At 62.9% G+C, this 21,340-nt stretch carries 24 protein-coding genes; 13 read left to right on the top strand and 11 right to left on the bottom strand.

Features of this window, described 5'->3' with window-relative positions; all coding sequences use genetic code 11:
* The first annotated feature begins 17 nt into the window (after nt 1-17).
* Nucleotides 18-251 (top strand): hypothetical protein, encoded by a 234-nt coding sequence (locus tag E3O44_RS06145; RefSeq protein WP_134533545.1) that lies wholly within the window; start codon nt 18-20, stop codon nt 249-251.
* An 8-nt stretch (nt 252-259) separates the two neighbouring features.
* Here the strand turns inward: E3O44_RS06145 and E3O44_RS06140 are convergent, their stop codons facing one another.
* Together E3O44_RS06140 and E3O44_RS06135 are read right to left on the bottom strand one after the other, a co-directional pair.
* Entirely contained in the window at nt 260-1,252 is a 993-nt protein-coding gene (locus E3O44_RS06140; protein WP_134533543.1) for a diacylglycerol/lipid kinase family protein, read from the bottom strand.
* Nucleotides 1,253-1,256: 4 nt separating this feature from the next.
* A complete protein-coding gene (locus E3O44_RS06135) occupies nt 1,257-2,543 on the bottom strand; it encodes a phosphatidylserine decarboxylase family protein (RefSeq protein WP_198415877.1) in 1,287 nt (428 codons plus the stop codon).
* Nucleotides 2,544-3,228: 685 nt separating this feature from the next.
* On the opposite strand from E3O44_RS06135, the gene E3O44_RS06130 reads away from it, so the two are divergent.
* Entirely contained in the window at nt 3,229-3,459 is a 231-nt protein-coding gene (locus E3O44_RS06130; protein WP_134533541.1) for a DUF6458 family protein, read from the top strand.
* A 336-nt stretch (nt 3,460-3,795) separates the two neighbouring features.
* Here the strand turns inward: E3O44_RS06130 and E3O44_RS06125 are convergent, their stop codons facing one another.
* Nucleotides 3,796-3,966, bottom strand: coding sequence for a CsbD family protein (locus tag E3O44_RS06125; protein ID WP_134533540.1), 171 nt, complete (start codon nt 3,964-3,966; stop codon nt 3,796-3,798).
* 192 nt (nt 3,967-4,158) lie between these two features.
* On the opposite strand from E3O44_RS06125, the gene E3O44_RS19145 reads away from it, so the two are divergent.
* Complete coding sequence (locus E3O44_RS19145) at nt 4,159-4,323, top strand: hypothetical protein (protein WP_166792559.1); 165 nt, start codon at nt 4,159-4,161, stop codon at nt 4,321-4,323.
* Nucleotides 4,324-4,511: 188 nt separating this feature from the next.
* On the opposite strand, the gene E3O44_RS06120 is transcribed toward E3O44_RS19145, so the two are convergent.
* From E3O44_RS06120 to E3O44_RS06090, 7 genes are all read right to left on the bottom strand, one after another.
* Nucleotides 4,512-5,360: a serine/threonine-protein kinase gene (locus E3O44_RS06120; RefSeq protein WP_166792558.1), complete on the bottom strand. Its 849-nt coding sequence runs from the start codon at nt 5,358-5,360 to the stop codon at nt 4,512-4,514.
* A gap of 806 nt (nt 5,361-6,166) precedes the next feature.
* Complete coding sequence (locus E3O44_RS06115; RefSeq protein WP_134533536.1) at nt 6,167-7,876, bottom strand: DUF4209 domain-containing protein; 1,710 nt, start codon at nt 7,874-7,876, stop codon at nt 6,167-6,169.
* 53 nt (nt 7,877-7,929) lie between these two features.
* Nucleotides 7,930-8,514 (bottom strand): recombinase family protein, encoded by a 585-nt coding sequence (locus E3O44_RS06110; RefSeq protein WP_134533534.1) that lies wholly within the window; start codon nt 8,512-8,514, stop codon nt 7,930-7,932.
* A gap of 145 nt (nt 8,515-8,659) precedes the next feature.
* Complete coding sequence (locus tag E3O44_RS06105) at nt 8,660-9,823, bottom strand: alpha/beta hydrolase family protein (RefSeq protein WP_134533532.1); 1,164 nt, start codon at nt 9,821-9,823, stop codon at nt 8,660-8,662.
* 11 nt (nt 9,824-9,834) lie between these two features.
* The gene (locus E3O44_RS06100) at nt 9,835-10,839 is read right to left on the bottom strand and encodes a DUF6545 domain-containing protein (protein WP_134533530.1); all 1,005 of its coding nucleotides are present in this window, start codon (nt 10,837-10,839) and stop codon (nt 9,835-9,837) included.
* Entirely contained in the window at nt 10,836-11,300 is a 465-nt protein-coding gene (locus tag E3O44_RS06095) for an ImmA/IrrE family metallo-endopeptidase (protein WP_134533528.1), read from the bottom strand. Before E3O44_RS06095 ends, E3O44_RS06100 begins: the two co-directional genes overlap by 4 nt.
* Nucleotides 11,301-11,319: 19 nt before the next feature.
* Nucleotides 11,320-11,790: a hypothetical protein gene (locus E3O44_RS06090; protein WP_134533526.1), complete on the bottom strand. Its 471-nt coding sequence runs from the start codon at nt 11,788-11,790 to the stop codon at nt 11,320-11,322.
* Nucleotides 11,791-12,050: 260 nt separating this feature from the next.
* On the opposite strand from E3O44_RS06090, the gene E3O44_RS06085 reads away from it, so the two are divergent.
* The 7 genes from E3O44_RS06085 to E3O44_RS06055 all read left to right on the top strand — a co-directional run bounded on the left by E3O44_RS06085 (nt 12,051) and on the right by E3O44_RS06055 (nt 17,535).
* Nucleotides 12,051-12,968, top strand: a complete 918-nt coding sequence (locus tag E3O44_RS06085; RefSeq protein ID WP_166792557.1) for a bifunctional DNA primase/polymerase — start codon at nt 12,051-12,053, stop codon at nt 12,966-12,968.
* Between the two features lie 89 nt (nt 12,969-13,057).
* Nucleotides 13,058-13,459, top strand: a complete 402-nt coding sequence (locus tag E3O44_RS06080; RefSeq protein ID WP_134533522.1) for a hypothetical protein — start codon at nt 13,058-13,060, stop codon at nt 13,457-13,459.
* A 186-nt stretch (nt 13,460-13,645) separates the two neighbouring features.
* Entirely contained in the window at nt 13,646-14,344 is a 699-nt protein-coding gene (locus E3O44_RS06075) for a hypothetical protein (RefSeq protein ID WP_338144724.1), read from the top strand.
* Nucleotides 14,341-15,387 carry a ParB N-terminal domain-containing protein gene (locus tag E3O44_RS06070; RefSeq protein WP_134533520.1) on the top strand — a complete coding sequence of 349 codons (1,047 nt, stop codon included), beginning with the start codon at nt 14,341-14,343 and terminating at the stop codon, nt 15,385-15,387. Before E3O44_RS06075 ends, E3O44_RS06070 begins: the two co-directional genes overlap by 4 nt.
* A gap of 44 nt (nt 15,388-15,431) precedes the next feature.
* Nucleotides 15,432-16,091 (top strand): hypothetical protein, encoded by a 660-nt coding sequence (locus E3O44_RS06065; RefSeq protein WP_134533519.1) that lies wholly within the window; start codon nt 15,432-15,434, stop codon nt 16,089-16,091.
* Nucleotides 16,092-16,100: 9 nt separating this feature from the next.
* Nucleotides 16,101-17,249, top strand: coding sequence for a M23 family metallopeptidase (locus tag E3O44_RS06060; protein ID WP_134533517.1), 1,149 nt, complete (start codon nt 16,101-16,103; stop codon nt 17,247-17,249).
* 19 nt (nt 17,250-17,268) lie between these two features.
* Nucleotides 17,269-17,535: a DUF6112 family protein gene (locus E3O44_RS06055; protein WP_134533515.1), complete on the top strand. Its 267-nt coding sequence runs from the start codon at nt 17,269-17,271 to the stop codon at nt 17,533-17,535.
* A gap of 199 nt (nt 17,536-17,734) precedes the next feature.
* Here the strand turns inward: E3O44_RS06055 and E3O44_RS06050 are convergent, their stop codons facing one another.
* Nucleotides 17,735-18,628 (bottom strand): hypothetical protein, encoded by an 894-nt coding sequence (locus tag E3O44_RS06050; protein ID WP_134533513.1) that lies wholly within the window; start codon nt 18,626-18,628, stop codon nt 17,735-17,737.
* Nucleotides 18,629-18,929: 301 nt separating this feature from the next.
* Here E3O44_RS06050 and E3O44_RS06045 point away from each other — a divergent pair, with 301 nt between their 5' ends.
* The 3 genes from E3O44_RS06045 (at nt 18,930) to E3O44_RS06035 (ending at nt 21,304) form a co-directional block, all read left to right on the top strand.
* On the top strand, nt 18,930-20,078 hold the full coding sequence (locus E3O44_RS06045; RefSeq protein ID WP_134533511.1) for a hypothetical protein: 1,149 nt from the start codon (nt 18,930-18,932) through the stop codon (nt 20,076-20,078).
* Nucleotides 20,075-20,485 carry a GntR family transcriptional regulator gene (locus E3O44_RS06040; RefSeq protein ID WP_134533509.1) on the top strand — a complete coding sequence of 137 codons (411 nt, stop codon included), beginning with the start codon at nt 20,075-20,077 and terminating at the stop codon, nt 20,483-20,485. Before E3O44_RS06045 ends, E3O44_RS06040 begins: the two co-directional genes overlap by 4 nt.
* Nucleotides 20,486-21,043: 558 nt before the next feature.
* On the top strand, nt 21,044-21,304 hold the full coding sequence (locus tag E3O44_RS06035; protein WP_174775046.1) for a PLDc N-terminal domain-containing protein: 261 nt from the start codon (nt 21,044-21,046) through the stop codon (nt 21,302-21,304).
* Nucleotides 21,305-21,340: the final 36 nt, after the last annotated feature.

The following is a 21,340-nucleotide window of genomic DNA, read 5'->3' as shown; positions in this document are numbered from 1 at the left end:
TGATCGAAGGAGACTCCATGGCCGCTTCAGCAGAACACAGTGGCACGCCAGACACCCCGGGCCAGGACGAGCAACTGGGTCCGGCTTCGTCGCGCTCGGGTACACACCCGAGGAAGGACCCACCGGTAGACCGTCCGGACCCCGAGGATCCTCCCGTCGGACCGGCCGAAAAACTCGACCACGACTTCGATCCGGCCGCGGGACCGTCGAATCCCGATCTGGTCGGTTCGGATACCGACGAGTCGACCTAAAATCACTCTTACTCGGAGGACTCCGGGGTCGGCGCGGGGGCTCGCATCAGGAGGGCCCCGGGCTCGATCCAGGCCTTGAGGGCGGATGCTTTCCCGAAGCCGTCGCCGTCCAATTCGATCTCCTCCGGCTTGGAGAATCGGGCGGTGAACACGGCGGCCGTCTCGTAATGAAGATTCGCGTCGTTCTTGTGCTCGCCGATGAGGGCTCGTCCCGACTTCGTCCGACGCACGACCCCGTTGGTCCACGCGACCGTCAGCCAGAGTCGCAGCCAGCCGACGACACCCCGGGGACGCGTCATCATCAGGTCCAGCAGGCCGTCTTCGAGTTTCGCCTCGGGCATCAGGACAATGTTCGCCTGCAGGGAACCACAATTGCCGATAATGAGCGTGTGGACCGTGGCTCGCCTCGGCGCACCCTCGTCGAGGCGGAACCTGATGTGCAATTCACCCGGGTCTCGAAGGGACGTGATGATGGCCTTCACGTAGGCAACCCAACCTGCTTTGGCCTTCAGGTCCTCGTCGGTGTTGGCGATCATCTTCGCATCCAACCCGAGCCCCGCCATCACGACGAAGGCGTGCTCATCTCGACTTCCGTCCTCCCGCTCAATCCGGATGACCCCCACGTCAATTCTCCGCTCGTGGCCTGTGAACGCAGTTCGGATGCTTCCGGGCGTATCGGTGAGATCGATCTGCAGGTTTCGGGCGAACAGGTTCCCTGTTCCCGACGGCAGTAGCGCGACAGGAACGTCTCGGCCTCGCACCGCCTCGATAACCGCTCGTACCGTTCCATCCCCGCCGGCGACGATGACGAGGTCCACGTTCTGCTCGAGCGCGTGCGCTGTGACCCCCTGCCCGACGTCTTCGACCGAGGTTTCGAACCATTTCGTCTCGTCCCAGCCGGAAGCGGACGCTTCCGCGGTCACGGTGTCACGGAGTTTCGGCAGGTCGACCTTTGTGGGGTTATAGATGACTGCGGCGGTGGGGCGGGTGGCGTCGCTCATTGAGTCAGTGTAGGGCTAGAGGTGTCGCCGCCATCCTGGCGGTGGCAAGCTGTGACCGGACAAGAACCGGTCCGGCCGCGGGGTCATGTGGTTGGGGCAGGGCGGTGAGGCTGAACCCTTCGATCGCTCCCGGACGGAAGACTAGGCATTCTGTTGAGCCGCCGAATTGGAAGTAGCCGAGTTCTTCGCCCTTGTCGACGTGGTGACCCGCTGTCAGCTTCGGGTCGATGACGCACGAGGACACTTCCACCATCCCAACCGGAACGACGGCCATCAGCCCGATGACGGGATCGTCCGCTTGGATGAGAATGATCGCTCGCGCCGCCACGTGTGCCAGGTAGGCCTGGGAGTTCTTCGGCTCCACGGCGTCGGCGCCCTCCGAATCGGCCTCCGAGAAATACGTTCCGGGCTGGACGAAGGCTCGAACGATGGTTCCGGCAACGGGGCTGTGCCAGCGGTGGTAGTTGAGCGCACTGAGAAAAGCCTGGTATACGGTCCCGCCAACGAACTTTTCAACGGATTCGTCGTTGGCGAGCATGTCTTCGAGCGAATAGGGCTGACTCTTGATCCAGAAGCGGCTTCGCCTCTGCACGTTGGTGCTGATCCCGTATGGGGTGGACTCGCACGCTGAGACGATGACCTTGTCATCGTCGGGCGACGCGACGGGTCTCTGACCAGCCTTGAAACGTCGGGTGAAGAAATCGTTCCAGGACGCGAAACCCCAGAATTCTTCCTCGGGACGGTGTTCGTACTGGTTCATTCCCACGACCTCCTGAGCCCTCTCCGATTTCCATCCCGCTGGTGAATCGTTCAATACGTAGAGCGAGTCAGGGCCGCTGAGGAATTCACCCCACGCAGTGAGGATCTTCCCGAGCATCGCGTTGATCCGTGGGTCCCGATACGCGGCGAAGCCCGCAGGTGTCCCCATGGTCCAGTCCAGGATTCCCGCCAACGGCGTTGTCACCATGGAACCTTCACTGAATTCCGGCGCCATTGTCAGGACCTCATTGATGAGTCGCAACAACTGCTCGACGCTTTCCAGATGACGCTTCGTGTACGGTTTGGAGACGGGCACCTGAGCGATCATCTCGTTCATGTACATGCGCACCACAGGGTCAGAGTCAATCAGGATCTGAAACTCGATGATGACCGGATGCAGCGCGACATTGCCGCCCCGTGCCTCCACTCGGTCCCGGTGACCTGCCAGCCAGGACTCCAAATCGTCTTGCTCTTGCGGTAGCCACCCCGCTCGCCGGTTCACGTCGCCGCCACCCAAATAATCAGCCATCATGCACGACAACCTATCTCCACGCCTCCCGGTTTCTCAAGGTCTGCAGGGTGAATACCGCGCTTCGACGGCCCACCGTGCACAGAGCTCGCACGGGCTCGGAGTGTTTCATCGCTCGCCAACGGCGGCGAACTTTGGGCAAGGGTGGATGGGTTGGGCGTACCTCTTCGCCGTCCGTCGGATCCGTGAGTCTCCAGGTCGTCATCGATTCGCCCAGTACCTATCTGGACGGAAACACTGCCAGGGTCGCGACCGAATGCTACGGGTGCGTAAGTCCAAAACTGCTCGACGGAAGCGCCGGTGGACGCCCTCCGTCGCTAGTGTATGGCTCCGTCGCGGCACCGAGGACCTCTAATGCGCGTCGGCGTTCACTCTCGAAATCACCCTCTAAACCCGTGAACGCGTCAGCGCTCGTGTCCCGCGCGAATAGTGCCCAGAACCCCCGAACGCCCCGATGGGGGCGAGAATGCTTACCGCTCATGCGAGCAACATACCCCGCGGAGGCCTTTCGTCAATGGGCGCCCGCAACCCTCCGATGCCAGTGAGGGCCCGCGGCAGTCGGCCCGCGCCGCGCCCGGTCGCGCCTGAGTATTATCGTGCTGCTTGCTTTGACGCGTCGGCTCTGGCCACGGCGGTGCGGGATCTATGCTGATGTCATCCTGTCGAACTGGAGAGGAAGTGAGTCGCCATGAAACTGGTAATGGGAATTTTCCTCTACGTTGTCGGCATCCTGGCCGTATGGGTATTCCCCGCGGTTGGTGACGTCGACCTGCACATGATTGGTTACGTCACCATGAGCCTCGGCGCACTCGTCATCGTATTTGCACTGATCAAGCTCGTCGGCGGTCGTCGCTCCGCACGACGCCGTCTGGAGTCCGGCGACTCGGACATTCAAGCTGGTCGAGTCAACGACGCTTGATGTCGAGGTAAGACTTCACGCCCAGCGGCCGGGCAAATTGTTGTAGGTTGTCGTCGCGACCACGAATCACATCAGTTGCGTTGCCCCGCGTGATCGTGCTGGCTCAGCGAGACCGGTCGCGAAGGGACGCGCGCGGCTGTCAAGTGGGGCGCCCAATTGGCGCGAACGAACCAAGTGCCTTAGCCGCGCGTTGAGGCCACAGAATAGGCCGATGGGTCATCCTCGCCAATCCGACGGTGCGCAGGAGGTCGTCCCTCGGCCACAACGGCCTCCGTGCCCGGTACAGGCGGTGAGCGCCGCCTGCACCGGGTAACCGCCACAGGGCTCGAGACTCGCCTACTTCAAAGCGTCTTTCACATTCTCGCCAGCTTGCTTGACACTGCCCTTGGCGTGATCGGCCTTGCCTTCAGCCTCGAGCTTCGGGTTGTCTGTCGCCTTCCCCACGGCCTCCTTGCCCTTGCCGACCGCCTTCTCGGCGGCGTTCTTGATCTTGTCAGCACCACTCATCGTCGTTCCTTCCCACTTGGTCAGATCAGTTTGGCGACATACTAAACCCGTCCGAAACCGGCGTCACGGCCCATCCGACCCAAAAAAGACAGACAGACGCAGCCGCGTATACCGCATTGCGTGGGCAGACAAGCGGGAATAACATTCCTTCAATCGATCATCGAATCGATCACCGACGAAAGGGACGACACCATGAATCTCCTGCTTATCGTCATCGCCATCATCGCCGTCGTCATGCTCATCACTGGCGGACTCATCCAGTCCCTGCAGTTCCTGCTCTGGGTGGGCATCGTCCTAGCCATCATCGCCGTGATCCTTTTCCTGGTCCGCTCCATCTCCGGGCGCAAGAGCGTCTGAACCTTCACGCACCGGGCTTTCGACGAACTGGGCCAGAGTATTCCATCGGCAGGGTGCCTCGCCTTCCTTGACGACCGTGCCAAGGATGAGGAGCGCAACCAATGCAACGGTCGGCCGCCATGGCCATGCTGTGATCGAACCCTCACTTCGGCGCTTCGATGTACTTGGTTCCGATGCACTGCTCGAAGTCAGGCAACCTCGTTCGGCTTGATGAAGTCTCCGGCCGCTCGGTGCCGGCCCGTCTCCGCAACAATCATCTGGTGCAGTGCGAGGACAATCTCCTTGATCGACGGGCGATCCGACGCATCCTGTGCGGTCATCGCCGCAAGGAGTCCGCTCCACTCCGGGTCGAGACGGTGGGGAATCGACGGGTCGCTCTGCAGCCTGGCCAATGCGGACGCCACCGGCTGGCCAGGGAATGCCGTCACGCCGGTGAAACACTCCAGCAGAACAAGTCCCAGGGAGTAGATATCACTGGCCGAGTCGAGTTCCTGTCCCCTGACCTGCTCCGGACTCAGGTACGCAGCAGTGCCAGTCGTGAAATTCTCCGTGTCGGCGCGGTCGTTGCCACGGACGAGCGCGATCCCGAAATCAGTGAGCTTGGCGCGCTCCCTAATGCCGTCGATGCTGTAATCGGCAAGCAGGATATTGGCAGGCTTGATATCCCGGTGCACGACTCCCTTGTGGTGCAGGTACTCGACACCTTCGGCTACGTCGTAGCCGATTTGCGCAACATGCCGCGGCGACAGGGGACCGTGCTCGATCTTCTGCTTCAGATCGGCGCCCGCGGCGAGTTCCATGACGAAATAGACTCGAGGACGCTCGGTTTCCGCGCGATCCACGCCGGCGTCAAGCAGCGTGACCAGGCTGTGGTGATTGAGGCTGGCCAGCAGGTTCACCTCGTCTTGTTGACGTCGAATGTCTTTCTCACTCGTCGCCGACTCGTCAAATATTTTGACCGCGACATCCCGACCCAACGATTCGTCCCGCGCCCGGTAGACCGACGCAGCGCCGCCTCGGCCGAGCAGCTCCAGCATGCGGTATCGCCCGCTTCCGCTGCCAATTCGGGCGGGGCGGTCACCAGTCACGAGGCATCCGATACCGTGAGCTGCGCGGTTGGGTCGACGTCCCGTCATCAACGAATGTCATAGTCCTACCCGGGTCGACGTGAATGTGGCCATGCCAGGGTCCGGGGCAGCAATGTCAGACTATGCCAGCGGTCTACACTTGTCCACAACGCTCAGGCGCCAGCCCGTTGGCCCCCTGTTGGGCCCCTGTTGGGCCCTGCCAAGGTAACGCCCTTACATCTTTACTGGAACACGGCCGTCATCGATCCGATTTGTTCGACCTTATGTGCCGCCCGCATGGGTACTCAGTACGGCTGACATCTTTCACTGCGCCATTGCGCTCAGGCGGGCACACGATGCTTGCCCTGACGATGACTGATTACCCCCTCAGCTCGTTCCCAGCGATGACAGCAGTTCGGTCGCCGCCGCGTCGACCGGTTGCCTGCCCGATCAAAGTTCCCAAGACGATGCGCTCTCTGCGACGTGGCTTTCGTCTCGCAACCCTAGGGATATGAGACGTCTCACGCCCTCGCTCCGACGCATCGCAAGATCGGCAGAATCCCGCCACGCGACGAGTCTCAAAACAACGACGCATAACCTCTTTCCTCTGATGCCGGTGCTCACCGTTGGTTATGAGACACCCCACATGAGCAACGTGACGATGCTGATCGGCTACGCGTGCAAATCGACGCGCGAGTAGACACCGACCGGGAACAGGTCGACATCCTGCCTCTGCTCCCCTCCACCATTCAGTTGAGTCGCGCCGGATGTCGGGGCTAGGACCGCGCGTCCGGGCGCACCGGAGTAAGTGCGAGATGCAACGCCGCAACGATCGTGAGGGCAGCCTGATGCCCGCCCACCACGTCTACGAAACCGTGAGCAAGTTCATTGCGAAAGTTCGAGCCGAACTGACTCACGAGAAAAGTCCTTAGGAAGCGTGACCAGGACTCATCGAGGTGGGGCTGCAATGCTCGCAGCATGCTTCCGAGCTGCGGATATTGTCCGCGGTCGTGTCCTTGCTGAACCCTAAATTGCAGCTCGCCTAGCTCGACCAGTCGAGCCCGTGCCAAGGTCTCGATCCGCGGCATTGTCAACGTGACGGCCTCTTCATAGTTCGAAGCGTGAAAAGCCATAAGTGCCTTGGCGATAGTTGTGGCCGTCGCGACCGCTACGTGGTCGGCAGACCCGATAACCTCGATCAGTTCGTCCTCGGTAGGCGTGAAGTTCGACATCAACGAGTCCAAGATCCGGGCGAAACCATCCATCGCCAGCGTCATGTGCACCATCTCGGCACGGGCGAGCTTTTCGTCGACCCTTTCCTCGTTGGTCGTTGCTGTGTACCGAGATAACGCGTCGGCACCGATGTGCTTGACAGTGAACATGTCGATGAGCGGTGCTGACTTCGACGCATGCGCTGCCACCGCCCTGGTCGTCTCAATATCACCTGTCGGGGGCGCATCCCCTATGAGGAGGCTGAGGGCGTCACCTAAGGTGCTTTGCTGGGTGTAGCGCCGAACCTGTGCCTCGAGGACACCGGCGGTGAACGTCACTGTGTAACTCGTTTCCTTCAGACCAAGTTCCTCAAATGACATTGCCTGCATTCCAACCGTAGCCGTCTTCAACAGATCGGCCAGTCCGTAGGTCGTGGCAAGTTGAGCTGCATCCTCCAGATTCACCATGCGCATCAAACCTGTGAGTTGATCCGCTTGGGCGAGGTAGGTCAGAACATGTTCTCGATTCAATTTGGTGAGCCGCGAGTCTTCACCTCTCACGAGACTTCGCTGGATCCGAATGGTTTCGCCGGTCAAGCGAGCATCTGGATAGGCCACTCGAGCCCGGTCGAGAAGATCCGCAAGTTGCGGGTGTCGTGGGACGTCGCTGGCCAGCACCTCAATTGAATGAAGGGCAACGCCGGGTTCCGGGCTATCTACCTGCGCAAGGCTGTCCGATGCCAGAGCAACAAGCGGCGAGTGAACGAGTTCTGCGCCAGGGTTATCCTTGATACGGCGACTGAGATCGAGTGACCAATGCAGGCAATTGACACGCTGAATTCGCTCCCCCGTACCGGTGCCGATGGCTAGGTACGCGGCTGCAGCAGCTCGTGCGTGATGACCACGGTTGCCTTGTCGCAGTTCAAACAGCAGATGGTGCAGACGCGCCTGTGAAGCGTCTCCGGTGGAGCGCTCAGCGACGTCGCTCCACAACGCCACGACTTCCGCTGGCACTTGTCCAAGCGGCAGCGGGTATGCGAACTGGTCCGTCACAAAATTTGCGCCGAAAGGCGGAGCGTTCTTGGCGTAATCGCCGACACGCCTGGCAAGGGAATAGTCGAACGCCGTCATGAGCCATCCCGCCTGCAAGTCGTTCGCATCACTGGCACGCTGACGCAGCTTCTCGCCAATGACAAGCCATTCGGTCTCGTTGGCCTCGATTTCCGCAAGCTCGGCGATGAGTTCGTCAGAGGAATTGGGTTCGGGAAGCTCCATATCGACAGCCTATTTGCAGACCACCAATTTGAGAGTGCAAGCCTTGCTAGTCCTCAACCAGGTTCGGGGGAGCGCGTTCGGGCCTCGGAGCGGAGGTATGCGTAGACCGTTTCGCGGCTAATACCAAAGTCCCGCGCGAGAGCAGCTTTCGGCACGCCGGAGGCAGCCTTCTCGCGCAGCTCTGCGGCGCGAGCTGCATCGAGCGATGGGGTACGACCGCGGTACGCGCCACGCTTCTTGGCCAAGGCAATGCCCTCGCGTTGGCGTTCCCGGATCAGGGATCGTTCGAACTCAGCAAAGGCTCCCATGACGTTGAGAAGCAAGTTCGCGATCGCATTGTCGTCGCCAGTAAAGGAGAGTCGTTCTTTCACGAACTCGACCCGGACCTTCTTGACCGTGAGCCGGCGCACGATGGAGCGGAGATCATCCAGGTTGCGGGCAAGGCGATCCATCGAGTGCACAAGAACGGTGTCGCCATCTCTGACGAACTTGATCATCTCCTCGAGCTCGGGCCGATTCATGTCCCTCCCCGATGCCTTGTCCTCGAAGACGCGGTCGACGTCGACTCCATCAAGCTGACGAAAGGTGTTCTGATCGAGAGTGCTGACTCGCACGTAACCAACTCGTTGACCCGCCACTCGGCTCTCCTGCCTGTTATGTCGGGTTGAACTCTAAGACCCAGCATCGAGGACTGCCAACCAAAGCTAAAATAACCCTATTCGGACGGTGTTGAGACACTGTATCTGACGCCTAGTTAGGGTGTACTCCAAATTGGCGAGTCGATCAGCCAGTCGAAGATTCTGCAATCGAGATCGAGGCCAGCCAAGTGGTGACGACCGCACGCCAGCGGTGGCTATCCGAGTTCCATGTCATCGTGTGGTCCGCTTCGAATGCCTCGAGATCGACGAGGTCGGGACGCAGCGCCCTAAGGCGGGTTGAGAGCTCGAACGGCGCCGACGTGTCCTGGGTGCCGTGAAGGATGAGCGTCGGTACAGTCAACTCGTCGGCTCGCGCGATCCAGTCGAAGCGACGGAGGCCAATGGAGCTGGCTAGCCCAGTCATTCGAGTCAACGGCCGGCAGTCGAGCCAGGGTACGGCGAGCGCGCCGGTCCAGGCGGGCAGGCCCGACCGTGCGCAGTTCGCCTTGATCGTGGAGAACCAGTCGAGCACGGGCGACTCAAGCACGAGCCCGTTGACGACACCGCGAAACTCGGGCTCGGCGGCAAGCTGAAGAGCAATGGCCGCGCCCATCGACCACCCGAGGAGAATAACGCTCCGTGAACCGTTCTCGCGGGCGAAGCGCATGGCCTCGCGCACGTCGTCGACCTCGGCGGCGCCGAGCTCGGATCTCCCGGTGCCTACCGTGGGACCTTCACCGTCGTTCCGATAGGTCACGACGAGCGAGGTCAATCCGGCTTCTGAGGCGACTTGCACGCCGCGAAGCGTTCCGGCGCGCGTGCTTCCGAGTCCGTGAATATGAATGGCCCATGTGGTCGACGGGGAGTCTCCAGGGGTGATGAGCCAAGCAGGCGCACTGCCGACATCCGTCTGCACGCCGACCTCCGTGGCCTCAAGACCGGCATCCGCTGGGTTCGCGAATAGGATGCCGCTCCAGGACGCTCGTGCGCCGACCACCAAGCCTTGGGTGGGCTCCTGCAGCAACTCGCGGCCGACCAGACCAAGCCCACGGTCCTCTATTTCGTGTGACAGTCGAACCAAGCCGCCGTTTTCGAGAATGAGACAGTAAAGTCCGGGTGCAGCGGTGGCTGGCGTCCTATCGAGGACAACGACGGGCCGCTCCCCCGACTCATCCAGGTCTCGAATTGTGAGGTCGTACCTTCTCTCGCGAACCGGAGCCGTCAGGCGTCTAGCGATCACCAGTCCGAGTCCCCCATGGGCCACACCGGCGGCGGTCACCGTTCCAAGCACCGCCCACCCGGCTCTCATCGTTCGTGCTCTCATTCTGCGGCCGACGCCGACGGAGCCGTCGATGCCGAATCGGTCGACCTGGCTCCGAGCAAGTGACGTTCGGCTCGCTCGATCCTTTTTCGGTCCTGATCGCCCACGTCAAACGACACTCGTGTGTCGATCATCGCGTCGCGGATCTCGACAATCTGACGATGTAGCAGTGATTCAGGCTCGTGGGCGAGGAAGGGCGAGCGCTCGTCTTGGCTGATTCCCGGACGGAGCTTTGTCGCTTCGGCCCAGATCGGCGCGAGGTCATTGACGAGCATCCGGGTTTTCCGATCACGAGCGCGCGCCTGCAACATGCGGGCTGCGGGCTCGCCGGCGAATCCGAGGCAGAGGAAGGAGATGGTCAAGAGAAACACCGGTCCGTACGCAACGCCGACGGTTGCCATGACGCGCAGATTACCGATCACATGTGCGATGTCCATGATGAAGACGGTGACGCTCAGCACGACCCCGAAGCTGCTTCCAATGATCAGAAAGACCGGTGGTAGGCGCTGGGCACCTTTGCTGCTTCGAAGCTGCCGCACAGCGAGCGAGGCCATCGCGGTGAGGACGACTCCGTAGTAGAGAAATTGGACCATGGAGTAAGCGGCCGCGGCGGGTTGCGCACCGAGGTCCAGCATGAAGTTGGTGGTGGTGGTCCCACGCTCGATGAGGACGAAGGCGACGACCACGCCGACGAGTGCGGCCATGAGCGCGAACCGGCCGAGCGCGATCCGCTCTGCCCACGGTTGTTGCTCCGAAGCCTTCATCACTCCGCGACCGAGGAAGAACACACCGACCATCAACGCGACATCTGCCATGAGAGTCACGACGTTGCTGCCGCCAGCGTGTCCGTCGAGCGCCCGGTAGACCGGGTCGACGTTCAGCGTCATCGCGATCGCGATCGTCAGCGCGGCGTAGCTGATGTTGCGCTCGGCTCGACCTCGCCGCAGGATGAGCAGGCTCGCGACGAGCAGCCACATGAGGGCGGATACGAGGATGGCAGTCACCCGAAGATCTCCAGGTACCGGGAGCGGAGCATCGCCGATCCCCTGATTGCTGCGGCGAGATGATCGGCGAGCGTTTCTGCAACGACCTCTTCCACAGTGTCGAGATCTTGGCGTCTAAGCAGCCGTCTCCGGGTGTTCCTCGGGATGTCGGGCAGCAGGAAGTCGGGTGCTTCAGGATCATCGTCGAAATTGTGGCCGAGGATCATGTGCGCTAGTTCGTGCAGCACGAACTGCTGCCGATGCAGAGCCGAATCGCTGTGCGCGTGGAGTACGAGATCCTCGCCGTCCGTCATGAGCCAAACGGCACACAGGCCGTCGTGATCACCGAGGTCCACGAGCTCGACGATTCGAAGTCGACGACGCCGTCGTCGTTGCACGGCGCTGACGAGTTCGTCGAAGGTGAACGTCTCCCCAAGGTCAAGTGCGGCAACAGCCGCCGAAGCGCTTACGTCATTGTTCACGGCCTCGTCACTTCCCCTCCTACGTGTCAGTGGCTCCAACGTCCGCGATGTGGTCGCGCGCCCCGGGAGACGTCGGCGACATCTCCGCATCCAGGAATCTGCTGATTGCCTGGAGCGCGTTGGGAGAGATGTCTCCGAGGGTGCGAGCGGCATACGTCTTGACTCGCGCATTGCGCATTGCGCGCACGAGATCGAGTTGGGCGCTCACTTTTGCCGGGGTCTCCGCGCCGGCGTCGCCAGCCAGGAACCCGGGGTCAACGTCGAAGAACGCGGCGAGGCCCTCGAAGAGTGGCCGGTCTTGCACGTATCGGTGGCCGTTCACCATGTAGGTCCACCGCGACCTCGAGAGGTTCATGCCCCGCCCCTCAAGGAATCGAGCGATCTGGGTGAAGGTCGGCTCGGTGCCGGTCTCGGCGTCGACGACGTCGAGCAGCAGCCGGAGACGCTTCGCGAGGTCTTCCGCGGCGGTGTTGCTCTCGTCTTCGGTCATCTGCAAAACCTTTCGCCCCGAGCCGGGCAAGACGTACTCAAGAAGCGCATGCTCGGCCCGTTGAGAGTGCCCAATCTACTCGTTGAGCATGACCAACGCAAGGGTTGCGCATGCTCAAATCGGGTGGTAAACCGAATCGCGAATCACAAATTTGAGCATGCTCAATGCTCCCGCTTCCTCGCCGTGCGGCCTGGCACGACGAGCGCACCTCTGTGTCAGCCATCGCGATTGCGTGGCAGTCAGGCGGAAAGGTGATCGACGTGTCAACGAAGCCGCATTTGATGGGTATCGCTGGGGTGCTCCTGGCCACGAGCCGACTCCCGGCCCGGGACGCCGCGCTCGCCTTCGCCGAAGCGGGCATCCCGATCTTTCCGTGTGCACGGAACGGCAAGCGCCCGCTCACCGCGGCGGGCTTCCACGACTCGAGCTGTGATTTCGGCCAGGTGCGTGCGTGGTGGGAACGGTGGCCGGGCGCGAACCTCGGAATGCCGACGGGCAGCAGATCGGGCATCGACGTCGTCGACATCGACGTGACGAGCACGGATTCGGGATTCGCTGCGTTCGAGCGGGCCAGCGTCGCCGGGCTGGTTGACGGGGAGCTCGCTCGGGTGCGCACTCCGTCCGGGGGAATGCACGTCTACTTCCCGGCGAGCGAGACCCGGCCGCAACGCTGCTGGCAGGCCGCGGCCGCTCACATCGACTTCCGCGGGACCGGCGGCTACGTCGTCGTGCCTCCCTCGACCCTGTCGACCAACAACGAACGAACCAGCTATCGCCTGTTCTCGCTGTCTGCCGCCGATGCCAAGGCTGTTGACGCCGTCGCACTGCGCACCCTCATCGACCCTCGGGCGACGCGAACAGCGCGACCGGCCCCGGCCACTACGTCTGAGCCGAGTCGGCTCGCGCGCTGGGTGGGCAAGCTGCAGGAAGGCGAGCGGAACCGCGGGCTGTTCTGGGCGGCGTGCCGACTGACCGAGGCCGGCTTCGCGACGGCGGCCGTCGAAGCAGCACTCGCCCCGGCCGCGCAGACCGCCGGCCTCCCGGAATGGGAGATCACCGCGACCATCAGCTCCGCGAGCCGGAAGGTCGCCGCAGGCCACCCCAGCGGTCCAGGAGCGCCCGAATGCGGCCGAACAGCCTCAGGAAGCAGGCGAGGCGACGCGCCATGCCTGCCATAAATGAACATCCAGGGGTCGCGTGCCGTGAGTCCAGGAATGCGTTGTCGCTCCTGCTATTCACACGACCAAGGTGAAGGAGAGTGCACGCGATGGACGAAGAAGATTCCCACGAGTCACACCGGGCAGAGACCGTCGAAGCCGACGTCGAGAGGCGCTCACCGCATCCGCTGCTCATCGAGAAGGCGCCAATTTCGGCGCTGCCGCCGGACCGTGCCACGGATGCGCGGACGGGGGTCAGGATGCCGGGACAGCTTGTCTCCAGCCCCGGCATTGTCTGGGTTCGCGCCTCTGATCTGCTCAACAGCGGCAGCGGGCGCATTGCTGGGCGCGGCATCGATTTCGAGGCCGAGCTCTCGCGGCGGATGCGTCGGACACCTGCCACCACCCGTCGGGCGATCCGTGAACGCGCTGACCGGCTGCCTCCCCTCTCCGAATTCGGGTCGGTGGGCGACCATCCCCAGTTCTCGCGGTACGGACTCGGACGGAGCTGACCCATGAGCATCCTGTTGGACACGGCAACACACAGCTATTCGACGGGAGGTGCCGTGATGGAGACTACGCAGCGGGATACGGATTCGAGGACGTTCCACGATTCCGAGGGCCTACGGATGGTGCTTAACCGACTTCAAGCGGATGACGGGGTCCGGTGGCGAACGGACCCCGAGGCATGCGAACTAATGCAGTACACCGCCAGACGCTACGCGGCGCTGGCGCGCAAACATCGGTTGGATCCCTGGGAGGCCGCGGCGGCCGCGTTCGACGCGATGCGAGCTCCGTCGACGCTGCGTGCCAACGACCCCTGGGCGATCGTCACCCGAGCAGTGCAGGTGACCTGCATCGCGGAGGAACGTGCGCAGGGGCTGCTCTGCTCGGTGCACCAAGCGCGACGGCCCCGGGTCTCGAGCTACCATGACGCCGAACGCTTCAGTGATCGCGAACACGCGCTCCCCGACTACCACCCCGCGTTCAGCATCGCTCCCCTCGACGCGCAGACCGACGCGCGGCCGCAGGTCGAGGTGAAGTCGGCGGTCGAGGACGCGATCTCGTTGTTCACCCTGCTGGGTTGGCCGACAGACCGTGCTCGAGATGGCGTCGAGTACGTCTGCGGCCGGCTCGCGGATGCGCCGTCGCGGCCCTCGGCCTACGAGTCCCTGCGGCGCGACTATGCCGCCCGGGCGATGCTCGACGTTCCACAGCGTGCCTGGATGACGATGCTCCGGACGCTGTTGGGCTGCGGCAACCCGCTGCAGGCGCACACAGCCGCCGGTCGCGGCATCCTGCTTCGTCTGCTCGTCGGCGAGACGCTTCGCACTCTTCTCCGTGACGACGACCTGGTCGCCGACATCGTCGTCAACGCTCCGGGAGTGCGACCATGACGAGCACCCCAGGGCACATCGAACTGGAGCGGTCCATCGACTCCATCCGGATCGGTTCGCGGCATCGCACAGACCTGGGCGACATCGAAGCGCTCGCAGCCTCGATCGAGCGACAAGGGCTGCTTCAGCCGATCACGGTGACGCCCGACGGCACACTAGTTTGCGGTGCCCGTCGCCTGGCCGCACTTCGGCAGCTCGGGGTGCGCAAGCTCAACGTCTGGGTTCGATCCGGCATCTCAGAACGACTGACCCAGTTGCTCGCGGAGCAGGACGACAACGCGCTCCACAAGGCGCTGAGTCCGGTCGAAGCGGCCGCCTTGTATCGCGAAGTGAAGATGCTTCTGGCAGAGGACGCCCGGCGGCGTCAGGAAGCAACACGGTTCGGCTCGGAGCAAGGAAAGTCCAGGTCAGACGGTGCTGCCACGGTGGCAGCACCGTTGACATCGCTCGATGGCTATGCCCGTGCGCAAGCAGCACTCCTCGTGACCGGAAAACGCTCGTATACGACGCTCGAGCGAATCGGACACCTCCAGCGGATCGCGGCAGACGAAAGTCTCGACGAAACGCTGCGCAAGAGCGCGACGGCCGAGCTTGAGGCGATCCAGAGCGGAGGCTCGGTTGCGTCCGCGCACCGCCGCATGAACACTCAGCTCGCATTCTCCCAACTCGAGGCGCCGGCACCAGATGCCTCGTCAAACGACATCTCTTGGGCGCACGCCGCTGGAGGTACGACGAAGGAGGCCGAGCTCGAGCAACTGGCCCGAGCAGCGCTCGCCCGCGCGAAGACAGCGACTCGAGCCAAGAAGGCCAGACCAGCAGGCTCCCCTGACTCGAAGTTGCCTGTTCGGTCGTTCGTGTTCCTCTGGAATGACCTCGGCGAGTGGTGGCTCCGCTACGACTCCGCCGAGATCGCTGCCGAACTCAGCGACGCGCAATGGGATCAGTTTGAAGCGACCCTCGCGGGCACGATCGCCTTTGCCGAGCGGCTGCGATCGCTGCGCAACGACTCACTCGGCGCGGCTCCGGTGTCGGCAACCAGTTGAACTTCCGGATGACGAGCCTCATATCTGGACTTGAGGAGACCACGATGCGATTCGCACACCGGCGCCGCCTTGTCGTCGCGATCGTCGGCAGCGGCGTCGCCCTGATCCTGGTCGCAATCATCGGCGTATACGGACTGCTCAGGGGACCGGCTCAAGTAAGCCAGTCCGAGCGGCCGGTGCCCGCAGCATCCGTCTTGCCGACGCCGATGACTCGGTCCCAAGCCGGCCAGCCGCAACAGGTGCTCGTGACGTCAACCCCGGAGCTCTTTGCCCGCAGCGTCGCGCGTTCTCTGTTCACGTGGGACACGCGCGACCCCGGTGGCCTCTCCTCCTGGGTGCAGAAGTTGGTCGACGTCGCCGATGCGGACGAAGCGGCTGCTGTGGCAGCGGATGTTCGGGGCTACCTCCCTGGAGGCGAGTCGTGGAAGCAACTCAGCGCATATGGCACCCGGCAGTGGCTCGAACTCGAATCGGTATCCGTGCCCGCTGTCTGGTCGACCGCGCAAGCGCAGGCGACAGCAGGGCAGATTCCGCCCGGCGCGTCCGCATTCACAGTGGTCGGTACTCGTCATCGAGTAGGCACGTGGGACACCGAAGTCGTTCGCACAGAACGGAGAGTCACGTTCACGATCTTCATCGCGTGCCCAGACCAGAAGCCGTGCAGTCTCCTTCGTATCTCGCAGCTAGACCGGCCCCTCGAGTAAAGACACGCGATGAAAAGGCTCATCGCCCTGTTCTTGGCGCTTGTGCTCGCCGGCCCGCTGGCCGGCGTGGTAGGCGTGGCCGCTCTCATGATTCCTGGTGCGAACTCGTGCGGATCGGGATCGCTTGTTGTCGGCAGCATTCCCGACTCCTTCACGGCCCAAACTCGAGACGGCCGAACGATAGCCCTGGACAGGCAGCAGCTGACCCATGCTGGAACAATCATCGCGGTTGGCGCGCGGACGGTCGGCGTCGGTCGCGACGGAGTGCTCATCGCACTGATGGCCGCGCTCACCGAATCAACGCTGCGGATGCTCGCCAACCCGGGTGCGTATCCGGAGTCAACGGGCTACCCGAACGATGGGGTCGGTTCAGATCACGACTCCCTGGGGCTTTTCCAGATGCGTCCGGTCTCCGGATGGGGCACGGTCGCCGAGCTGATGGACCCGCAGTTCCAAGCGCGGGCGTTCTTCGGTGGGACCTCCGGCCCGAACGCAGGATCGCCCCGCGGGCTGCTCGATATCGCTGGTTGGCAGCTGCTAGACCCGGGCGCTGCGGCACAGGCCGTCGAAGTCAGTGCCTTCCCGGACCGGTACCAGAACTACCAGCCCGTCGCTGACTCGATTCTTGCAGCGCTGACAAGGGCGCAGCCGGCGAGCGCGGCCGGTACCGAACCGACCGTTCCCGAGACATCGCGCGTCGTGTTCCCGCTTCCTACAGGCACGTACACGAACACCGACAGCTTCGGATGGCGGACCGACCCCTACACGGGCGCTCGAGCGTTCCATGCGGGCAGCGACCTCGCCGCGCCAGCGGACACACCCATCCTCGCGATCGCCGACGGTGTCGTCAGCTTCGCCGCGCAACGGGGCACCTACGGCGGCCTGATCACCATCGAGCACACGGTCGGCGGCGAGCGAGTCACGTCGTACTACGCGCACATGTACGACAGTGGAATTCACGTCGCTGCGGGTGACAGCGTGGCCGCCGGCCAGCACATCGGTGACGTCGGCTCCGCAGGCAAGTCGACCGGACCACACCTCCACATCGAGATCCATCCGGGTGGGGCGGGCAATCCCGCCGTCAATGCAGTGGACTGGCTCACCGCGCACGGCGCCACCGACCTGACCCAAGCCGAGGCCGCCTCGGCCGAATGCTGACCTGAAAGGGCGGAATGAGATGAGCATCTTTCCCGACTTCGGCGCCGTCGGAGGCGCTGAGCAGTTGCAAAGCATCGTCGGCGCGCTGCTGACGTTCGTGCTCATCATCGCGGTGCTCATGATGATCATCAGCGGAGTCACCTGGGCGCTCGCCTCCGCCAACGGCAACTTTCAGACCGCCACGCGAGCCCGGCACGGGCTCTGGGCCGCCTGCGGCGCGGCGGCCCTCGCGGGCTCCGGCGTCGCCTGGGTCAATTTCCTGCTCGACGTGGGCTCCACGCTCTGACGAGCGAACTCCACGCGTACCTGCGAGGAGCCGAGAATCTTCGCCATTCCGTCATCCTGATGTGGAGTGTCTCAAAACTATTGGAGAGTACCGCCAATCAAGGAATGAGATTCGAGAAGCAGTTATGAGAATCGCCGCGCCGCGAGATTTCGGCTCTCTGGAAAACCGCAGGATGCTGGGCGCCGGACCTCCCGTATCTCTACGCTTTCGAGACACCAGGATCATCATGATCGTCGATCGGCAGTCCGGTCCGGTAGTCAGTTTGTGGTTCGCCCCGGTCGGCGCGCTTGATGTTATCCGACATGTGCGCGACCAGTTCCTCCCAGTCGTGACCGTCGGTCACCCCTCCGGACAGTAGGAGGTTTCGTTCTCTGGTGAGTTCGTCGCAGTCATCCAGAATCTTCGCATTGGCTCTGACAAGCGTAGGAAATATCCATCCGATGTGTTCGACCATCGCCGCGAGGTACGGAGCGATTAGGGGGGACAACTGAATGCTTTCGCCACTGCCTGCGATGAAGTGTTTCGCATCACGGGACCACGCTTTGTTGTCCTCAAGTAGCGACGCACAGTCGAGCGCCACCCGTGCAGTCGATGCCTCGCCGAAAGTACCGCTGAAGCTCCAGGGTGCTGCGACATTGTGGAGCACATAATTTCGGAGTTTCGCGAGAAAGGGGCCGCCGGGGTGCCCCTTCATGATCACGGAGGCACGCTGGACGTACTCGTCCTGGATCGCCTTGCTCTGCGCCTGTACGACTGCCCTGCTCTGGTCGATGACAGCACCAAGTCCCGCGGTATAGGCGATTGTGGCCTGATCAAGTGACAAAATGATCAATTGTCGCTTCGTGCGGTCGCCGACGTTCCTTATCAGCTCCGGCATGAACTCGTCGTCTTTCTCACACTTCTCCAGTAGCTCGCTGAAGGAGATGGAGAAGCCGGCCCACGCCTCGAACACCCGCTTGAGTTGTTCCAGGCGATTCCCCAAACGCCTCCCCGGGTGCTGGCTGATCCTCTTTTCAAGCTCGTCCATTTGACCGGCTGCCGGATTAGTCCAGTTCAGCGACCCTGGGTCAAGGTCTTCGTCGTCCGTGTGCACGGGGTAAGCATCTCAGTTCCGCGCTAGAGGCACCTGAGTGCGAAACTCTATCGGGCGGGTCATACGGACACCCCTTGCCCGCGCACGTCGTGAATGCCTCTGTTCGCGGGGCAGTGGCCGTCGGAGGTCCGGCTTGCGGCAGTTGGTTGGGTGCAGAGACCAACCGGGGCGTCGCAGTTGTTGCGCAATTGGTCGCGAGCGAGCCTTGGCACGCGAGCACCATCGCGCTTCGGCTGGGAAATTGATTCCGGCGATCCTCGCGGCTTGATTTCGAGCGTCCAGGTGCGTGGGGTGGCGACGGGTGCTCGAACATCAACTCAAATGTGAGCACCGGGACCGCTTGTACTCGCAAGTTGCTACAACTTGTGTTAGACATGTGGCACAACAAACGAAAGGGGTCACCATGTCGTGGGGCATCATCTCTTCTATCAGCCCGGCCGAGCTCGCGGCCGCTGCCTTCACACAGCCGTTGTTCTCTCTGGTCCTCGCTTCGCTCATCTTCGCGGGCACTCTCCTCGTACGCCGGCTGCGCAGCCGGCGCGGTCGTTCTATACCGCGCACCCCTGCTGTGAGGCCTTCGACCGCGATGCGATACGTGCTCGAGCGCCGCGCGCTCGGCGTCGGCGCAATTGCGATGATCGTCGTGTTCGCAATCGAGAACGTGGTGCGCGGATATCTGCTGAACCTTGTCGACGTCGTCGAGTGGTGGCAATACGCCACCCCGGTGTTCGCCGCGTTCCTCTGTCTCGCTTTCGTTCTGGGCCTCATCGTGTTGAGGGGCACCATTCAGCCCGAGCAGCCGGTAGCGCCGACCGCAAGGCGCACCTGGACAAGCTTCAGCCCGCGCGCTGGCCTCATCGGAGCGGGCGCCGCACTGGTCGCCCTCCTTGCGACGACCATTGCGGCCGGGATGGCATCGTCGGCCGATGATCGCGGTCGGTACATCTATCTCGAACTCCCCGTGCCCAATGTGCCGATGGACGCACTCCGCCCGTGGTTCTACGGCTGGGCGTACGGAGTGCCGGTGATCGTCTGCCTCGCAGGACTCATCGCCGTGACCTGGGCGACACTGCGAAGGAACGCGGCGCGCCCCTTCCTTCGGCCGGAGACCGTTGGCTCGGAGCAGAGTGCGCGCGTCGAGATCGCGTCCGGGGCTGTGCATATCGCGACCGCTGGGATGCTCCTCGCACTCGGCGGCGCCTTTCGATTCATCGGCCGATATGGCTCGATATCAAACGTGACGGCCGAGGTCGACGGTCGGCGCGAATCGTACGAAATGACCTGGCGGTACGCGGAGTTCGCGGCCGCGGCAGGCTGGCTGGCTCCCGTCCTCGAGATCACCGCGTTCGTGCTATTGCTGGTCGTTGCGAGCCGTTTGTTTCGCGTTCGGACACTCAGGCAGCCAAACGGGCGCATCGAGCGCAGCCCGGAACCGGAGACCGTGCGATGAGCACACAGCCGATCCTGTCGCCGACGGATGAGGCGAGTCCAGCGCTCGATATCTACCGCCAGTTCCGGGGCCTCATCGTCTCAGGCCAGCTCGGTGCCGGCGAACGATTGCCCACCGTGCGACAAACCGCGAGCGACCTCAATGTGGCTCCCGGCACTGCGGCGAAGGCCTACCGACTGCTCGAGCGAGACGGACTGGTCGTCACCCGCACTGCCGCTGGCACTCGCGTCGCCGATTCGGCGGCCGTGCTCCCTCGATCCGTCGTGCGACGCATTCGTGACCTCGTTGCCGAGGCCGAGGCGGTCGGTGCCAACTCCGACGACGTTATCGACGTGCTGCGCGTCGTCTGGCAGTCGGGATCAACTACATCCACCCAGCCGGAAGGTGAGCCCCCTCTCCCAGACTGAATCTGCGAGATCACATGTGAACCGCGCGCGAATTGCAACCATCGCGGCCCCTGAGTCGATACAGCGAGCATTTGACTGCGGGCCGCGATGACCACGGCAGGCACACGATCCAACCCGCGAATTCCGACACGAATGGAACGCTCCATGAACGCACAACCAATCGACCCGGCCGCGATCACACTGCCGCCTACCCAATCGATCGACATCACCGCGTATCTAGTCAACCTGGACGACAAACCCGCCGTATAACTCCGAAAAGGAACCGGTGTCTGGAACCAATGAGTGAGCTCTCGGTATGCCTGGCTACAAGCCGTGGTGGCTCACATGCGAGCATTGGCGGACTGTCGACTGGGAGCCGCGCTGAGCCGACCGATCGACTGACCGCCGCGCATCGTTGAGGCATTCCGCCGCCCCGAGTGAAGGTCACTGGAGTCCAAAATACTGTTGAGTATGCCCGCAAGCCGTTCGATTAACGGGTCGCCCACACAAGATAAATAGCTGGGTCCTTTGCTGGCGATGCCGTTTCCGTGCGCAGGACCTTCGCCCTAGGCTGACGATATGGGCGACACTATGAATCCAATCCTTCCCGCCGGGTATGACATCGTGTGGGCCACGGTCTCGTTTCTGCTCCTTGCTTTGGTCGTCGTGGCGCTTGTCTCGTTAGCTCGAGCTGCTTTATGCCTCACGTCAACGCAAGCCCTGATCTGGGCGCTCACGGCGATTTTCGTGCCGGTGGTCGGGCCTCTCGCATGGCTTCTGATTGGCCGTCGATCAGGTTTCGCCCATGTGCAGTCAGCAAAGACTCATAGCGGTTCCTAAGTAGCACGGCATCGGCGCGCACGTGCGCCGGGTGAT

Source organism: Cryobacterium algoricola (genome assembly GCF_004402485.1).
Classification (GTDB): domain Bacteria; phylum Actinomycetota; class Actinomycetes; order Actinomycetales; family Microbacteriaceae; genus Cryobacterium; species Cryobacterium algoricola.
The sequence above is the reverse complement of the archived record's forward strand: the minus strand, read 5'-3'. Positions and strand labels throughout refer to the sequence as shown.

What these genes read in the sequence shown, in the direction of transcription:
- E3O44_RS06075 (WP_338144724.1), top strand. Translation starts at nt 13,646, where the DNA reads ATGCAGTACACCGCCAGACGCTACGCGGCGCTGGCGCGCAAACATCGG.
- E3O44_RS06115 (WP_134533536.1), bottom strand. Translation starts at nt 7,876, where the DNA reads ATGGAGCTTCCCGAACCCAATTCCTCTGACGAACTCATCGCCGAGCTT.
- E3O44_RS06090 (WP_134533526.1), bottom strand. Translation starts at nt 11,790, where the DNA reads ATGACCGAAGACGAGAGCAACACCGCCGCGGAAGACCTCGCGAAGCGT.
- E3O44_RS06055 (WP_134533515.1), top strand. Translation starts at nt 17,269, where the DNA reads ATGAGCATCTTTCCCGACTTCGGCGCCGTCGGAGGCGCTGAGCAGTTG.
- E3O44_RS06065 (WP_134533519.1), top strand. Translation starts at nt 15,432, where the DNA reads ATGCGATTCGCACACCGGCGCCGCCTTGTCGTCGCGATCGTCGGCAGC.
- E3O44_RS06130 (WP_134533541.1), top strand. Translation starts at nt 3,229, where the DNA reads ATGAAACTGGTAATGGGAATTTTCCTCTACGTTGTCGGCATCCTGGCC.
- E3O44_RS06035 (WP_174775046.1), top strand. Translation starts at nt 21,044, where the DNA reads ATGGGCGACACTATGAATCCAATCCTTCCCGCCGGGTATGACATCGTG.
- E3O44_RS06145 (WP_134533545.1), top strand. Translation starts at nt 18, where the DNA reads ATGGCCGCTTCAGCAGAACACAGTGGCACGCCAGACACCCCGGGCCAG.
- E3O44_RS06040 (WP_134533509.1), top strand. Translation starts at nt 20,075, where the DNA reads ATGAGCACACAGCCGATCCTGTCGCCGACGGATGAGGCGAGTCCAGCG.
- E3O44_RS19145 (WP_166792559.1), top strand. Translation starts at nt 4,159, where the DNA reads ATGAATCTCCTGCTTATCGTCATCGCCATCATCGCCGTCGTCATGCTC.
- E3O44_RS06135 (WP_198415877.1), bottom strand. Translation starts at nt 2,543, where the DNA reads ATGATGGCTGATTATTTGGGTGGCGGCGACGTGAACCGGCGAGCGGGG.
- E3O44_RS06120 (WP_166792558.1), bottom strand. Translation starts at nt 5,360, where the DNA reads ATGCTGGAGCTGCTCGGCCGAGGCGGCGCTGCGTCGGTCTACCGGGCG.
- E3O44_RS06080 (WP_134533522.1), top strand. Translation starts at nt 13,058, where the DNA reads ATGGACGAAGAAGATTCCCACGAGTCACACCGGGCAGAGACCGTCGAA.
- E3O44_RS06140 (WP_134533543.1), bottom strand. Translation starts at nt 1,252, where the DNA reads ATGAGCGACGCCACCCGCCCCACCGCCGCAGTCATCTATAACCCCACA.
- E3O44_RS06060 (WP_134533517.1), top strand. Translation starts at nt 16,101, where the DNA reads ATGAAAAGGCTCATCGCCCTGTTCTTGGCGCTTGTGCTCGCCGGCCCG.
- E3O44_RS06105 (WP_134533532.1), bottom strand. Translation starts at nt 9,823, where the DNA reads ATGAGAGCCGGGTGGGCGGTGCTTGGAACGGTGACCGCCGCCGGTGTG.
- E3O44_RS06070 (WP_134533520.1), top strand. Translation starts at nt 14,341, where the DNA reads ATGACGAGCACCCCAGGGCACATCGAACTGGAGCGGTCCATCGACTCC.
- E3O44_RS06125 (WP_134533540.1), bottom strand. Translation starts at nt 3,966, where the DNA reads ATGAGTGGTGCTGACAAGATCAAGAACGCCGCCGAGAAGGCGGTCGGC.